The organism is Pelagimonas sp. (assembly GCF_058892305.1).
This window is the reverse complement of sequence record NZ_JBZXVN010000059.1, coordinates 1-15,253: the sequence shown is the minus strand read 5'-3', so window position 1 is coordinate 15,253 and position 15,253 is coordinate 1. Positions and strand designations below refer to the sequence as shown.

The following is a 15,253-nucleotide window of genomic DNA, read 5'->3' as shown; positions in this document are numbered from 1 at the left end:
CCGGCTACATCGTAGATGGAAGCCAGAGCGAGAGCGCTGGAAAGGCAACGATCAAGATGATCTTGACAAAGTCGGCAAGGATAAAGGGCACCACACCGCGCATCACAGTGCCAAGACGCATATCTGGGTCAATGCTTTTGATGATGAACAGGTTCATCCCAAAGGGGGGGGTGATCATGCCTATCTCGACCACAACCAACATCAGTACACCCCAGAACAGCATGTCATAGCCAAGATCCAGAACAATCGGCGTGACGACGGGCAGGGTGATGATCATCACGCCAAAGCTGTCCATGATCGACCCCAAGAGCAGATAGATCACGATCAATAGCGTCAGGATCAGGATCGGCCGCGCATCAATGCTTGCGATCCAGGCGCTGACCATTTCCGGCGCGCCCCCGAGGTTGATGAAAAAGGCGAACATCAGCCCACCAAAGATCAGCGCATAGATCATCGCTGTCGTGGTTGTTGTCTCGGAGAAGACCGCAAGGATGGTGAATTTGGTCAGTCGTCCACGCAAGAGCGCCAACAAAAAGGCACTGACGGCCCCTACCGCGGCGCTTTCGGTCGCGGTAAAGACGCCGCCGTAAAGGCCGCCGATGACGATGGCGAACATGGCGATCACAGGGAAAGAGCCCTTGAGCGCGGGCAGCAGGTCAGCGGTGCTGTCGCTGTCGACGTCAGGGGCGGCATCGGGGTTCATACGCACCACGGCAAAGACCGCGCCAAAGTAGAGCAAAATCGCGACAACTGCAGGGATCATTGCCGCGACAAAGAGCGCGCCGATGGATTCCTCGGTCAGCAGGGCAAAGAGAATGATCACCCCCGACGGAGGGACCAGCGCCCCAAGCGTGCCGCCAGCGGCGACACTCGCAGAGGACAGTGTCGGCGCGTATCCGGCCTTTTTCATCGCAGGCAGCGCCATACGTCCAAAGGTGGCCGAAGTGGCGATCGAGTTCCCCGAGACCGCGCCAAAGCCCGCGCAGCCCGCGATGGTTGCATAGGCAAGACCGCCCCGGAACCGGCCGAGAATGGCATTTCCCAGTCTGAACAGATCGTCCGAAACCCCTGCGGCGACAGAAAAGGCACCCATGATTAGGAACATCGGCAATGTCGCGACTTGTTCGTTGCGCAGGAAATCTGCCGCGTCGCCGGCAAAGGTGTTCATGGATGCGCCGCCGCCGATAAAGGCCATCGAGCCAATCACACCGATCATCCCGGTGACGGTGGCCAGCGGCAATTGCGCCAGAACCGCCAGCCAAAGGATCAAAAAGCCGATGATTGCGGCTGTGCCGGGATACATCATGGCTGTGTTGGAAAAGCTGTCAAAGCCGAACAAGACCCAACCAGCGATGCCAAGAACCAGCACGCCAAGCGTGCCAATTACCACCAAAACCGGAGGGTGGGACCGTTGGGTTCCGGTCTCGGCCCGCGCAAGGGCAAAATCTTCGGTGAGGTTAAATAGCTGGACGATCGCAGACAGGCCCATGGCCAGCGACACCGCGAAATAGGTCGGTGCCAGCGGCAGTTGCAGCAAGGCTGAGGCACGACCTTGGGAGTCATAGCGCAAAGCCAGTCCCCAAAGCCGCCAGCACAGGATGGAAAAGAAGACCAAGAGCATGACACCACCCACGACCCGTAGCCATGCAGTCAGGCGCGGACCGGTGAGATGGGCCAGCAAGTCAATCTTGAGGTTCACACGGTTGGCGGCCCCAGCGGGCAGGGTCAGCGCAATCGCCACCGCGAAAATCGCGGACATGATCTCGTTCAGCGCAAAGACAGAGGTTCCAAAGAGCCAGCGCCCCAAAACATCGAACACGATTGTCATGGCACCCAGAAGCGCTGCAGTAATTGAGGTGATCGAAATCACCCCGGCGATCTTTTTGACCCAAGGAAACCGAGGGTCCTTTGCTTTGCGTGTCTTATCCATTTGGTTTCCCCCCAAACCTGATCTGTCGTCAGGTGTCTAAAATCGCTACTGGCCTGCACCAACCGGCGGAGCCCTTTGCTACCTTGACCGGCAAGGCGATGACCTCAAATCCAGTGGCAGGCAATTGATCTAGATTGGCCAGCTTTTCCATATGGCAATAGACCGTGTCGGCTCCGGCCTTGTGCCCCTCCCAAAAGATCGACCAGTCGCCGGTTTCCCGCGCGCGGGCTGCCTGCATCATCAGTGGCGGATCCCAGCTCCAGGCATCTGTACCACAGACTTTGACGCCGCGTTCCGTCAGATAGAGCGTCGCCTCGCGGCCCATTCCGCATCCTGTGCCGACATAATCGGGCTGGCCATAACGCGCGCCAGCGGCGGTGTTGACCAGAACGATGTCACCGTCCTTTAGCTCATGATCAATCCGCGCCAATTCCGCAGCAACTTCTTCGGCGGTGAGTGTATGGCCGTTGGGCCGGTCGCGGAAATCGAGCTTGACGCCCGGGCCAAAGCACCATTCAAGCGGCACTTCGTCGATAGTGATCGCACGTTCACCGCCGTTCATTGTCGGGTGATAGTGCCAAGGTGCGTCCATATGGGTGCCATTATGCGTGGTCAGGACGCAACGCTCGACTGCGGCCCCGGCCCCATCACGCAGGGCACCATCGGGCAAGCCGAACATGCCGCTGAAGTCGGCAGCGCCCTCTTTGTGATCGACATAGGTGATTTCGGGACCAAGGCCCGGTGGGTCTGAAACAACCTGATCCGTCAGGCTGACGGCAAGGTCGATGATCTTTCTGGCCATGCTGGTCTCTCCTCGCGAAAGAATGAAATTTGTGGTCTGTCAGGCTTGCGCTTTGGGTGTTGCGGGCACCGCGCCCAGAACCATCCCGTCTTTGACAGTGACCGGGATCGGCTGCAGCGCTTGTCCGAGGCAGGGGCCAATCGTGCAGGCTCCATCCTCGATCCGAAACAAGGCCCCATGCGCCGAACACATGATGCGATCTTTTGCACCGTTTAGGAATTCGTCTTTCTTCCAGCCAAGCGGGGCGCGGTCGTAATGGGGACAGTTGTTTACGTAGCCGTAGACCTTATCCCCCTTACGCACCAAGAAGCCCTGATCGCGGCCACGGGCATTGGGAAGAACGCCCTTTGAGCCGCCATCAGGAATATCGGTAAGCGCACAGATAACCTGATGCGTTGGTGTTCCGCTCAAGGCCCGTGTCACCCTTTGCCTGGAGGCGGTCCGCCGCCCGGAGACCATTTTTCGACGTTCTCAAAGAGGAACAGCTGCGCGGCCTCTTTGTCCATCGGAACTTCGCGCTCGACCCATTCGCCGTCGTGCAAATCCATGTCGGCATCATATTCGATATGTGTGCCGAGCGGCGAGTTGAAGTACCAGAACCAGTTTGAGCCGAACTTGTGACGACCAGGCCCCCAAAAGCTTTCATAGCCCTTTTGCACCATGCGCGATCCCGCGAGCATCAACTCGGTCGGGCCTTGCATGTGGAATGCCAGATGCTCGATCCCTTGCATATAGGCGGGGGTTTGGATCATGAACAAAACGTGGTGGTCGTTGTTGGCCTGCGGACGCAGGAACGGGCCGGTGTTCGTGAACTTGTCTGTGACCACAAAGCCGAGACGCTCAATGTAGAATTTGGCAGTCATTTCCATATCGGGTACGAAATAGACGATGTGGCTCAGCGTGCGCGGTTTGGCCTCGGCGTCTTGGTTTGAGCCAACAACATTCAAGCCGCGCCCAGGCTCGGCACCGGGAGAGTTGACCAGCTCAGCTGGCAGGTCCAACTTGATCCGGCGGGTAATCCGAAACGCGATTTCAAAGCCTGCGTCGTCTTTGCTGCGCAGGGTGCCATCGGCTTGCTTGACCACGTCGCGGTCCTTGGACAGCTCGGCCTCGATTGCATCAAGCGTGGCCTGATCCTCAACCCCCCAAATCGTCAGCCGCAACAGGCTGCCGGTCTTCAATGGCGCGGGCAACTCAGGGTCGTCTACGCTGCGCACAGTCAGAGCAGTTTTGTCCAGCGCCTCGAACCGGCCATCGCCGGCGTCGGTCAGGCCGTAATCCGTCAGGAATGTCTGGCAGGCCTCAATATTATCGACCCCAAATACCAGTTCGTCTGGCCCAATGATACGCATTGTGAAGATCCTCCTTGTACCCTGATTGGGTTTAATTGATATTCGGGCATCCAGAAAATTGTAAGATTGAATGCGATGCATTGATTATTGAAATGCTTCCGAATCGCGATAAGGTGGGCCAGTCGCTGGAACCGGGGAGGGGCTTGTGCGGTTTAAAAAGCTTGATCTTAACCTTTTGGTTGCATTGGATCACATGATAGAATTGCGGTCTGTTTCTGCGGCGGCTGAAAAGATGTTCATGAGCCAATCGGCCATGTCCAACGCGCTAACGCGTCTGCGCGACTACTTTGATGATCCGCTTTTGGTTCAGGTTGGACGCAGGATGGAGGTCACTCCGCGGGCCGAAGCCATGCGTCCGGCGATCCGCGATATTCTGGTGCGGATCGAGGCAACCATCGATTCCCATCCCGAATTCCGTCCCGCAGAATCCACGCGTGAATTCACCATCTTGCTGTCGGATTATTCTTTACGGGTGTTGATGCCCACGGTGCTGCGGTTGCTGGATGAACAGGACGCCACCGTGCGGCTTAACTTGCGGCCACAAACTGAAATGCCGCATTTGCTGCTAGAGCGCGGCGAAATTGATCTGCTGATCACGCCCGAGCCTTTGATCTCGGGCGATCATCCCTCGACGCTTGTCTATGAGGATCATTACGTTGTGGTCGCTTGGCGCGGCGGCAAATTCGGCGATGTCACGATGGATAGCGAGATCTATGAAAGCGCCTCACATGTTGTGATGGTTCCTCCCAATGCTGCAAAGGCTGTTGAGACATCGTTTCTGGCCCAGTCGGGGGTCAAACGGCGGATTGATGTGGAAAGCTTTTCTTTCTCGACCTTGACGCATTTGATCACTGGGACGAACCGTATCGCGACGGTTCATGCGCGCCTTGCCCACTTGATGAAGGATCGGGCCGAATTGGTTTGCTATCCGGTTCCGGTCGTTCTGCCGCCGCTGCGCCAGATGCAGCAATGGCACGCCTATCGCGAGACTGATCCGGGGATTGCCTGGCTGCGTGGGGTGGTGTCGAAGGCGGCTGCCTCTCTGCCTGATGTATTGACATAACTAATATCCGGGATTGCGTCTTTCAATTTTGAAAATGCTTTCCTAGGCCTTAATCTCCCCTCAAACGGGAGGAATCTGGATATGAGTGTGACTTCGGCATTGATCGTTGGCGGCGGTATTGGCGGGCTGACGGCAGGCATCGCTCTGCGTAAAAAAGGCATCGAGGTCGAGATCATCGAGCGCGACCCCGACTGGACAGTTTACGGTGTTGGCATCATCCAGCAAATGAACGTGATCCGGGCCATGAAAGAGCTGGACGTTCTTGATCAATACCTCTCACGCGCGTCGGGTTTTGACAGCACGACCCTGTTTGTCGGCCCTGGCGGTCACCAAGAGGCCAAGTTCGACACGCCCAAGCTGGCCGGGCCGGATTATCCGTCGAACGCTGGTATCCGCCGCACCGACCTGCAAAAGGTTCTTGCCGAAGGTGCCAAAGCCGCCGGGGCGAAAATTCGTCTTGGGTTGACCGTGGCCGATATGACCGATGATGGTGCGGGCGTCGATGTGGGCTTTTCCGACGGTACAAGCGGGCGGTATGACATTGTGATTGGTGCTGATGGCGTGTTCTCTAGCATTCGGCAGATGTTGATACCCGATGCCCCAAAGCCAAATTATACCGGCCAGTGGGTTTGGCGTTATAACATGCCGCGCCCCGCGGATCTTGATGGTATTCACATCTTTGCTGGCCCGCTCAACGGCGGATTTGTCCCGATTACCCCAGAACTGATGTATGTCTTCTTGCTTAGTACCGAGCCCGACACCAAGCCGATCCCGGTGGACGGGTCCGCCGCCGCGATGCGGTCGCGCGCCAAAATGCCACCGCCGCAGTTCGCAGCGATGCTCGATAACATCACCGACGATGCCGGTGTTGTTGCGCGCCCCTTGGAAACCATTTTCCTCGAGGGTGATTGGCACAAGGGGCGCGTCGCGCTGATTGGTGATGCGGTGCATGCCTCGACCCCACATCTGGCACAGGGCGCTGGCATGGCCATCGAAGATGGCCTTGTGCTGGCGGACGAGCTCGCCAAAGCTGAGACCCCAGAAGAGGCATTTGCCGCCTATCAAGCGCGCCGCATGCCACGGGTCGCGCATGTTGCCAAAAACTCTATTCGCATTGGCGATATGCAGATGGGCAAGATCCAGCCGTTCGATGTGGGCGAGCTTACTGGCCAGACCATCGGCATGATGTGTCAGCCTATCTGATCCTGATCTAACTCTCTCAAAAGGAACGTCGCTTATGGCCATGTTTGACTATTTCCCCAACTACGTCTGGAACCTGTCCGTTTCCATCGCAATGGCCAGTGGCGCAGAGCTGGGGGAAATCATGGACATGTGTCAGCCTCTGCTGGCCAAGGCAGAGGCGGGCGAGGACGCCGGCACGGCCGAGTTCATGCGGGAATGGATGAAGGTCGCTGACAAACTGGTGGAACTTGCCGCCGAAGACGAAGCCAAGGGCCGGCTCTTGTCCGCTGGGCCAAAGCTTCAGCGCGCCGCTTTGTATTACCTGACCGCAGAGCGGATGCAGGCCCATGGCAGCGAAAACCGGATTGAAACCTTTAAAAAGGGTCTGAGCAATTTTCTTAAGGGGACGCAATTCTCAGGCGAGACTGTCACCCGGATGGAGATCCCTTACGGCGACAAGGTTATTCCGGTGCTCTACACCCCCGCCATCGGCGTCGAGGGGCCCGCACCGGCTGTGGTCTATCTCAATGGGCTGGATAGCAACAAAGAGCTTCTTTACTGGTCGCGCCTGCCGCAAGAGCTGGCCAAACGCGGGATTGCCAGCCTCTGCGTAGATCAGCCCGGCACCGGTGAAAGCCTGCGCCTGCAAGGCATGCCCGCCATTCCCACGTCTGAGGACTGGGGAACGCCGGTGTATGAATGGCTCGCGGCGCGCGACGACGTGGACGCAGACCGCATCGGTATCACGGGCATTTCGCTGGGCGGGTATTATGCGCCGCGCGTTTGCGCCAATGAGCCGCGCTTTGCCTCAGGGGCCGTTTGGGGCGCCAATCACAACTGGGCCGAGGTACAGCAAAAGCGCCTCAAGCGCGAAGGCGAAAACCCGGTGCCGCATTATTGGCAGCACGTACATTGGGTCTTTGGTGCCAAGGATATGGAGGACTTCCATGCCAAGTCCAAGGACATGCACCTCAATGGCCAGATGGAAAAGATCAAGGTGCCCTTCCTGGTGACCCATGGTGAATTCGACCGCCAGATCAGCTTGGACTATGCGCACCAAAGCTATGACCAACTGGTCAACTCGCCGCGCCGCGAGCTGAAAGTCTTTACCCCGCGCGAAGGTGGTGTTGAGCACGTCGGCGCAGACAACATGAGTTTTGGCCGTGGCTATATCGCGGATTGGTTCGCCGAAACGCTCGGCGGGCGTCTGTCCTGATCATGGCGGACTATACACTACACGCTGCGCCCGGTGCCTGTTCCCGTGTTCCGCTGATATCGCTGGAAGAGGCGGGGGCAGACTATGATCTGGAACTGATCCGCTTCATGAAAGGCGAACACAAACGCCCCGACTATCTAGCGATGCATCCAGCGGGCAAAGTGCCGCTGCTGGTCACGCCAGAGGGGCCGCTGACCCAGAATGTCGCGATCGCGCGCTATCTGGGGCAGGTCTTTCCCAAGCTTCTGCCGCAGGCCAACGGAGCCTATGAGGCGGAAAAGATCACCGCCGATCTGGCCTTTTGCGCCGATACGTTGCACCCGATTGTGACGCGGATGCGCATGCCGATGTTTATGGTTGAGGGGCCCGAGGCGCAGGCCTCGGTCAAAGCCAAGGCCATGGAGGCGATGCAACCCATGGCCAAGGTGGTGAACGACCGTCTGGCCCATGGCCCTTGGTGGTATGGCGAGACCTGGTCGATTCTGGACGCCTATGTCTATTGGGTTTGGTTTCGTATCACCGGGTGCGGTTTTCGGGTCGAGGACTGCCCGGCTTGGGCCGCCCACGCCGAAGCCATGCAGGCACGCCCAGCGGTGCGCCGTGCCCTTGCCAAAGATGCCGCGCTGCAGGAGCGGCTTGAGGCCGACGGCCTCGCGCCCAAGATGCCATAAGGAACCTATGATGGCCTTTTCAGACATTCGACGCATTGTGACCGGGCATGACGACACCGGAAAGGCCATCGTTCTACAGGACGGGCCTTTGCCGCATGTGACCCGCCCGCCAACCCAGCCGGGCCTGGCTTTTCACGAAATCTGGAACACGGGTCAGATGCCAACGGTTCTGACGGCCCGCGAGGCGGAACCAACCGACCGTCACCGTGCCACGGCCCCGCCGGAAAACGGCACGATCATCCGCTTTGTGGATATCCCACCCGAAGGCCGCGAAGGTCCAGATTTTGACCGGGATCAGGCTAAGGAACTCTTTGATGCGGTTGGGTTGGGTGAAAACGCCGAACACACACTTAGCGGCCGCCACCCGCTGATGCACCGCACTGAAAGTGTCGACTATGGTGTTGTGATTGCAGGCGAGATCGTCTTGATGCTGGACGAGGATGAGGTCACCTTGCAGCCGGGGGATGTGGTCATCCAGCGGGGAACAATCCACGCATGGGCAAACCGTTCGGATGCGCCGTGCCGGATGCTCTTTGTTCTGACCGATGCCCGCTTTGATCCCGAATTGGCGGCTGGTCAGCAGGCGCAGGACGCGCGGGTTAAGGCCGGAAAGTGAGCGCCCGCGTTGTCATCACCGGGGCCGCGGGCTTTTTGGGGCAAGCGGTTGTTCGGCTCATGCTGGCTGATCCGAGGGTGTCACATGTGACCGCGAGCGATCTGATTCCCTGCGGCCTGTCGCACCCGGCTTTGACGGATCTGCCCTGTCGTTTAACGGATCCGGCCCTGTTGGCAGAGGTGGCGCGCGCCGATATTGTCCTTCACCTTGCAGCAACTTTGGGTGGGGCGGCAGAGGCGGACCCAAGCGCCGCCCGGCAGGTCAATCTTGATGCGACCTTTGGGTTGATTGAGGTCTGCCAAAGGGGCGCGCGTTTTGTGTTTGCCTCTTCGATTGCGGTTCTTGGCGAAACATCCGCGGAACGAGCGCCGACAATGGTCTATGGCGCGCATAAGGCGATGGTGGAAATCGCCATCGAAACCGCCACGCGGCGCGGCGAGATCGACGGGATTTCACTGCGTCCGGGCGGCATCGTGGCACGCCGGGATCAGAACTCAGCGCTGAAATCGGCCTTTTTGTCCCAAGTGTTCTGGGCCGTGGCCGAGGGCGTCGACTATGAGTTGCCCGTATCCCATGAGGCTCAGACTTGGTTAAGCTCAGTACACAACGTGGCGGCGCATTTTGCGCAGGCGGCGCTTGCCCCCAGCCTTGGCCCGGCGCGCAGCCTGACTTTGCCCATGCAAAAATGCCAGTTCAAGGCGCTGGTTGAGGCGCTAAAGGCGATTTTTCCAGAGAGCAAATCCACAGTCACCTTTGCACCAGAGGATGAGATGATGCGGCTATTTGGGCAGGCGCAACCACTTGATTTCACTCAGGCTCGTGCCGCCGGGTTCACGCCTGACGCCGATCTCGCTGCGCTGATCCGCGCCGCCCTACATCACGGAGAGACGATATGAAGCTTGCAACCCTACCAAACCAGACGCCCGATGGGCGTTTGCATGTGGTCAGCCGCGATCTAACCCGTTGCACCCCGGCCGAAGGCGTCACAACGATGCAGGCTTTGATCGAAGATTGGGAGGCGCTCGCCCCGGCGTTGGCCGCACAATATGAGACGCTGAACGCGGGTGGCGGCACCCCTTTTGTGCCCTCCGAGGCGTTGGCACCGCTGCCTCGCGCCTGGCAATGGCTAGATGGGTCGGCCTATGACAGTCACGGCGACCTGATGCAAACCGTGTTCAAACTGGAGCCAAACCCCAAGGGGCGCCCGCTCATGTATCAGGGCATGTCGCACCAGTTTTTGCCTGCAACCGCCGATGTTCCGCTGCCGTCCGAGCAGGACGGAATTGATTTCGAAGGCGAATTTGGCGTGATCTGTGACGAGGTGCCCATGGGGACCGATGCCGCCACGGCACTTGGCCATATCCGTCTTCTGGTGCAGATCAATGATTGGTCATTGCGCAGATTGGCACCGATCGAGATGAAAACCGGCTTTGGCTGGATTCAGGCCAAACCCGCCTGTTCCGTAGCACCAGTCGCCGTAACCCCGGATGAGCTGGGCAGCGCTTGGCGTGACGGGCGGGTTGACCTGCCGCTGGTGGTGGATTTCAACGGCACGCGGTTTGGTGCCGCCGAGGGCTATCATATGTCCTTTGGGTTCGACGAGCTTTTGGCCCACGCGGCGCATTCGCGGTCTTTGGTTGCGGGAACGATACTTGGGTCGGGCACCGTGTCGAACGAGAATTTCCGCGAGATCGGATCATCCTGCATTGCAGAGCGACGCGGGATCGAACTGCTCGACACAGGCGCACCAAAAACCGACTACATGAAATTTGGCGATGGCGTTCGGATGGAATGTTGCCTGCGTGACGGCACACCCTTGTTCGGTGTGATTGACCAGAAAGTTGTGCCTAACGGCTAAATTTGTCGTCCTGATTGGCGTGCGCACATGTGCGGTCAAATCCTGTTCGTACATCGGACGGGGGGCTGGAGGCTGGACGGCAGAGACCGGGCATCGGTCTCGGAAATGTCAGGCATTAAAAGGTTTAATTTTACTTGTTCCAATGGGTTAGCCCATATCAAAACGATCTAAATAGGGAGGAGAACTGCAATGAAATCTCTTTGCAGCACGATTTTTTGCGGGGTTCTGGCATTGCCGGGCGTCGCGGCAGCTGAATTCACGACAGGTGCTCAATTGGTGCTTGGCTATGGTGAGGTTGACGGGGAGGGCGAGGGCTACGGCATCCTTGATTTCAACATGGGCAACAAACATGATCTAGGTGCGGTGAAACTGTCGTGGGACGTCCGGCTTCGCGCACGCACCGATCAGGATGAAATCGGTGACGTTGAAAACAACAATATTGATGGCGCGATCGAATTCGAATTCGGAGGCGGCGGCAAACTTGGCTTTACCACCTTCATAGAAACCTATGACCAAAAACCTTGGGCAGATGGTGATCTCTTCAACCGTGGTTCCGTCGGTGTTTTCCCGGTCATCCAAAAGCAATATGATGGTGTCAGAGACAGCCAATTCACTGCGGGTGGCCCGTTTGGTAAAAAAGTCGATCCCGATCTTCTTTTGACCTATTCCAATGACATCGGCCGGGTCGGCTTTGAATTGACGGCAAACGTTCTGGGCACTTGGGACGGCTATACACGTTCCGAAATGGCCAACGAAGGTGAAAATTTCGCTTTGGCTGAGGCTAAGTTCACTCTACCGACCAAAGGTTATGGCATCTATAGCCTCAAGGTGAACGACATTGGCGACGCCGAGATGCAAGTCGTCTATCCCATTCGTAAGATCGGCTTGACGTTGATCGGCCGTTATTCGATCAACGAAGGCAACTTTGATCAATACCGTGGCAACTTGGGGGCGATTTACCGTCATAAGGGCGGTGGCCTATTCAAGGGGGCCTTTCTGGCTCATGCCTTTAATGACACCGCCTCACGTTCGACATTGGGTCTGACATTTGGTCAGGACAATTGGGAGATGAAGTTCGCTGGGGACACCGATGGCGATTACGCTTTGGAAGGGTCCTATTCTTTCTCTGACACCACATCTTTGTTGGTTGGCTGGGACAGTGGCTTTGAAAATGATGGTGGTCCCGGTAACGGATTTGATGACGCTGCATTCCCTGCTCCGGTCTTTGCCGCGGGGCGCGACAGTGCCTTTGAAATCGCACTTGTTCAGAAGTTCTAGGCAACAAGATTGAGTTCTCTGGTGACCCCTTTGGGGGCTAAAGGGACAAAAACTAAAGAGACCGGGCGGGACACATTCCCGCCCGGTCATTTTTCATTTGGGTCTTTTTTACTTGGCTCTGGCTTTAACCTGCCTGAAGGGGCTGAACCTGTATCTCATTGGGAATATTTGTTAATTCCAGGCGACGTACGAGATAGGGCGGGGCATAGGTTTTGCAGGCACCGCTTTTCAGAAACGATTTTCTGGCTACTATTTTTCTAGCCGCGATTGGGCAAAAGCACCGGATCGGCGTTCGGGGGCACGATGCGCTCACCAGATCGCGGCCCAGAAACCGAGGCGGATTATCAGCCAGGTTTTGGGCCAAGGGCGAATTCGCCCTGTTGGCTTTAGGATTGGGGATCAGGCTCAGGTTGTTCATGGCCGGGCAGGGCAGAACATTCGGTAAAGACCCGTTTTCTACAGGTTGCGCAGATTGACAGATCCATGTTTGCAATCGCCGCCGCCAAGGCATCCCCTTTGGAAATATGCAGGTGGTCCTCGCCGATCTCTTCGAGCACCTGAAAGCGCCGCAGACATTCCAACAGGGGCGGAAAGAGCGCGACGATGTGGAAACTTCCACCCTCTGCGCGGATTTCACGGGCCGCATGAATCAAAAAGTCAGCCCCTGAAAGATCAATCTTGCCGACTCCTTTGAGGTAAAAGATCACATGCTTTTGGCCTTTGCGCTTGGTGCGCAGCGCTGTCCATTCCTCTTCGACATGTTCGACTGAGCCGAAATAGAGCGGGCCGTCAAGCCGCACAACCATCAATTGCGGACATTCGGGCAGGCCATGCAAGGCCGCATTGCGAAATTTTCGGCGCCCGCTGGCGGCCTCAACCGGGGCACTGACCCGCAAAGAGGGGTGCGCGCTGTCGTAGATAAAAACCGAGAACGAGGCGATGACGCCGATATAGATCGCGAAATCCAACTCAAGCAACAGGCCAGCGGCCAGCGTTAGGAGGAGGATCAAGGTTTCGGGGCGCGACGTCTTGATGATGTGCTTGATCTCTTTGCGGTCGATGAGACGCCAGGCCACAAAGAGGATCAGCCCCGCCATGGCGGGTTTTGGGATTGCGGTGATGTAAGTGCCAAATAGCAGCAAGATTGCCGCAAGAAACAGGCTTGCTGAGATAGCGGACAGCGGGGTTTGGGCCCCGGCCTCGGCGTTGACCCCAGACCGGGTGAACGAGCCAGAACCTGCGTAGCACTGAAAGAAACTGCCGATGCTGTTGGACAATCCCTGTGCCACGATCTCTTGGTTTGGGGCAAAAGTTTCATGTCGGCGCAGGGCAAATGTCCGCCCGATCGAAATCGCTTCGAGCAACCCAACAAGCGCCACCGCCGCCGCACCCGAGGCGAGCAGGGCGACGTCTGACAGGTCGATTTGTGGAGTGTGAAAGCTGGGCAGCGCGGCCGGGATCGCGCCGAGCATTTCGACACCTTTGTCGGCCGCACCTGTCACGGCCGCGGTGGCGGCACCCGCAACCAAAGCAATGAGAAACCCAGGCAACCGAGGCGCATAGCTTTGGATCGAGGCCACCGTGACAAAGGTGACGGTCGCGATCACAATCGCGAGGGCATTGACCTCAGGCGCGGCTTCGGCCACGCGGATCAACCGCTCGACCACATTGCCGCCGCCGTCAATTTTGACACCAAAGGCTCCCGCGAGCTGGCTTACTCCGATCAACAAGGCCGCCGCCGCCGTAAAGGCCACGATCACCGAATGCGAAACAAAGGACACCAAGCCGCCTAATCGGGCCAATCCGGCGATGATTTGAAACAGCCCGACCAGCAATGTCAAAAGCAGTGCCAGTTCAATGTAACGCGCACTGCCCGGCACGGCCATGCCTTCGAGGGTGGCGAAGAGCAGCGCAGAAATCGCCGTGGTTGGGCCGGAAACCATGACCATCGACGATCCAAAAAGTGCGGCCACAATGGCAGTGATCATCGCGGTATACAGACCATATTCAGGTGGCAGACCGGCGATGGTTGCAAAGGCCACCCCTTGCGGCAGGACAATGGCTGCATTGGTCAGACCTGCAAGACAATCGGCTTTCAGGGAAACAGGGGTTGTCTTGCGCAGCCATTCGCGGGCTGGAAAGAGGCGAAGTTGAGTCATCGTAACTTTTCGGATTTGGACGCAATAATGCGCGATATGTTAGCGCCTGCTGCGCTGGTTTTTCTCGTTTGTCTTAAAGGCTGAAAGTCCTGCTGTGCAAGGGATGTTTGAGCTGTTTTTTCCCATAAAAACCGGGCGCTCGGGCCGCGCCGGAAACTGTAGGAAACAGGCCGGTTTTTTGCTCCAATTTTGGCGCTGTTAGTGGGGGATTTACACTTGTCAGCGATTAGGCCGGATGGCTTATGCCCGCCCTTCAAAAGAGCGCCGGAACGAGTAGCGCGCCAGCTGCTTACCGACTTGGCAGTCACCAGTGCTGCGATTTTCGAAACTACGGCTCGCAGCAAGGAAGACCCGGACTTTTGTGCCAAAGGTTGCTACGCTTGTTTCAGGTCGGCCATCTGCTGATCAGGCCCTTCATCTGAAATTCCATTGGCGCTTGGCTCCGCTTATGCGGCGATCCCATTGGTTTCCGCAGAACGCTCGAAGCTTGAGCGGACCCCGTTGATCAGTTTGGGAAACGTCGTTTCGAATATCCAGCGAAAGTCAAAACCTGTGTATCCAAGGGGTAGGACTAATAACCAGAAGGGAACGGGTGTCGCGAACGCGATTGCGGAGAGGAAGACTTTTGGTGATCTGTCCTGGAAGGTTGATATGCGTCACAAGTATTTGGTGAAAAACAACATTCTCTCAGTTCGGTTGCGCCTTTGTAGCGGCGTTTGTCGTGCTTGACGGTTTCCTTGCGCGTCATGTGGCCGGGGAAGCTGGGTCCTGTGTCCGTGTCTACAAAGATGTCGCGCATCCAATCTGCATCAAATGCTTGATCAGCAAGAAGCCAGTTGGCCTCTGGCAGACCGTTCATCTAAGCAAGTACAATAACTGACCTGCTGTGATAAAGACGCGGATGGATCGTCCGCTGGTGTCTGTGATCGCATGCAGTTTGATGTTCATGCCGCCTTTTATTGCCATAGGCTGACGGCCTGCTTGTCCATAAGCAAGTCGGGCAAGAAACATCCGTATTACCTCTGCCACGCTAAAGGATGCCCGAGCTATCGCAAGTCGATCCGCCGAGATGTGCTCGAGGGTGCGTTTGACCAATTGATGCCAAGCCTCAAACCATCCGAGGGCA

At 57.5% G+C, this 15,253-nt stretch carries 13 protein-coding genes; 8 read left to right on the top strand and 5 right to left on the bottom strand.

All coding sequences use genetic code 11. The annotated features are described in order from the left end of the window. Nucleotides 1-4: 4 nt before the first annotated feature. The 4 genes from AC5EFR_RS21245 to AC5EFR_RS21230 are packed head-to-tail and all read right to left on the bottom strand — an operon-like array spanning nucleotide 5 to nucleotide 4,084. Nucleotides 5-1,930, bottom strand: a complete 1,926-nt coding sequence (locus tag AC5EFR_RS21245) for a TRAP transporter large permease (RefSeq protein ID WP_493577729.1) — start codon at nucleotides 1,928-1,930, stop codon at nucleotides 5-7. A 28-nt stretch (nucleotides 1,931-1,958) separates the two neighbouring features. Continuing rightward, nucleotides 1,959-2,732, bottom strand: a complete 774-nt coding sequence (locus tag AC5EFR_RS21240; protein WP_493577728.1) for a cyclase family protein — start codon at nucleotides 2,730-2,732, stop codon at nucleotides 1,959-1,961. 39 nt (nucleotides 2,733-2,771) lie between these two features. Continuing rightward, the gene (locus tag AC5EFR_RS21235; RefSeq protein ID WP_493577727.1) at nucleotides 2,772-3,143 is read right to left on the bottom strand and encodes a Rieske (2Fe-2S) protein; all 372 of its coding nucleotides are present in this window, start codon (nucleotides 3,141-3,143) and stop codon (nucleotides 2,772-2,774) included. A gap of 8 nt (nucleotides 3,144-3,151) precedes the next feature. Continuing rightward, complete coding sequence (locus AC5EFR_RS21230) at nucleotides 3,152-4,084, bottom strand: VOC family protein (protein WP_493577726.1); 933 nt, start codon at nucleotides 4,082-4,084, stop codon at nucleotides 3,152-3,154. A gap of 145 nt (nucleotides 4,085-4,229) precedes the next feature. On the opposite strand from AC5EFR_RS21230, the gene AC5EFR_RS21225 reads away from it, so the two are divergent. The 8 genes from AC5EFR_RS21225 to AC5EFR_RS21190 all read left to right on the top strand — a co-directional run bounded on the left by AC5EFR_RS21225 (nucleotide 4,230) and on the right by AC5EFR_RS21190 (nucleotide 11,968). Beyond that, nucleotides 4,230-5,147: a LysR family transcriptional regulator gene (locus tag AC5EFR_RS21225; RefSeq protein WP_493577725.1), complete on the top strand. Its 918-nt coding sequence runs from the start codon at nucleotides 4,230-4,232 to the stop codon at nucleotides 5,145-5,147. 81 nt (nucleotides 5,148-5,228) lie between these two features. Then, nucleotides 5,229-6,350, top strand: coding sequence for an FAD-dependent monooxygenase (locus AC5EFR_RS21220; protein ID WP_493577724.1), 1,122 nt, complete (start codon nucleotides 5,229-5,231; stop codon nucleotides 6,348-6,350). A gap of 34 nt (nucleotides 6,351-6,384) precedes the next feature. Continuing rightward, entirely contained in the window at nucleotides 6,385-7,545 is a 1,161-nt protein-coding gene (locus AC5EFR_RS21215) for an alpha/beta hydrolase family protein (RefSeq protein WP_431377064.1), read from the top strand. Nucleotides 7,546-7,547: 2 nt separating this feature from the next. Next, on the top strand, nucleotides 7,548-8,216 hold the full coding sequence (locus tag AC5EFR_RS21210; RefSeq protein WP_493577723.1) for a glutathione S-transferase family protein: 669 nt from the start codon (nucleotides 7,548-7,550) through the stop codon (nucleotides 8,214-8,216). 10 nt (nucleotides 8,217-8,226) lie between these two features. After that, on the top strand, nucleotides 8,227-8,832 hold the full coding sequence (locus AC5EFR_RS21205) for a cupin domain-containing protein (protein WP_493577722.1): 606 nt from the start codon (nucleotides 8,227-8,229) through the stop codon (nucleotides 8,830-8,832). Next, on the top strand, nucleotides 8,829-9,728 hold the full coding sequence (locus AC5EFR_RS21200; protein WP_493577721.1) for an NAD-dependent epimerase/dehydratase family protein: 900 nt from the start codon (nucleotides 8,829-8,831) through the stop codon (nucleotides 9,726-9,728). The genes AC5EFR_RS21205 and AC5EFR_RS21200 overlap by 4 nt, the downstream gene beginning before the upstream one ends. Further along, the gene (locus tag AC5EFR_RS21195) at nucleotides 9,725-10,690 is read left to right on the top strand and encodes a fumarylacetoacetate hydrolase family protein (protein ID WP_493577720.1); all 966 of its coding nucleotides are present in this window, start codon (nucleotides 9,725-9,727) and stop codon (nucleotides 10,688-10,690) included. Before AC5EFR_RS21200 ends, AC5EFR_RS21195 begins: the two co-directional genes overlap by 4 nt. A 189-nt stretch (nucleotides 10,691-10,879) precedes the next feature. Next, complete coding sequence (locus tag AC5EFR_RS21190; protein WP_493577719.1) at nucleotides 10,880-11,968, top strand: hypothetical protein; 1,089 nt, start codon at nucleotides 10,880-10,882, stop codon at nucleotides 11,966-11,968. Nucleotides 11,969-12,354: 386 nt separating this feature from the next. On the opposite strand, the gene AC5EFR_RS21185 is transcribed toward AC5EFR_RS21190, so the two are convergent. Beyond that, nucleotides 12,355-14,127 (bottom strand): SulP family inorganic anion transporter, encoded by a 1,773-nt coding sequence (locus AC5EFR_RS21185; protein WP_493577718.1) that lies wholly within the window; start codon nucleotides 14,125-14,127, stop codon nucleotides 12,355-12,357. Between the last annotated feature and the right edge of the window lie 1,126 nt (nucleotides 14,128-15,253).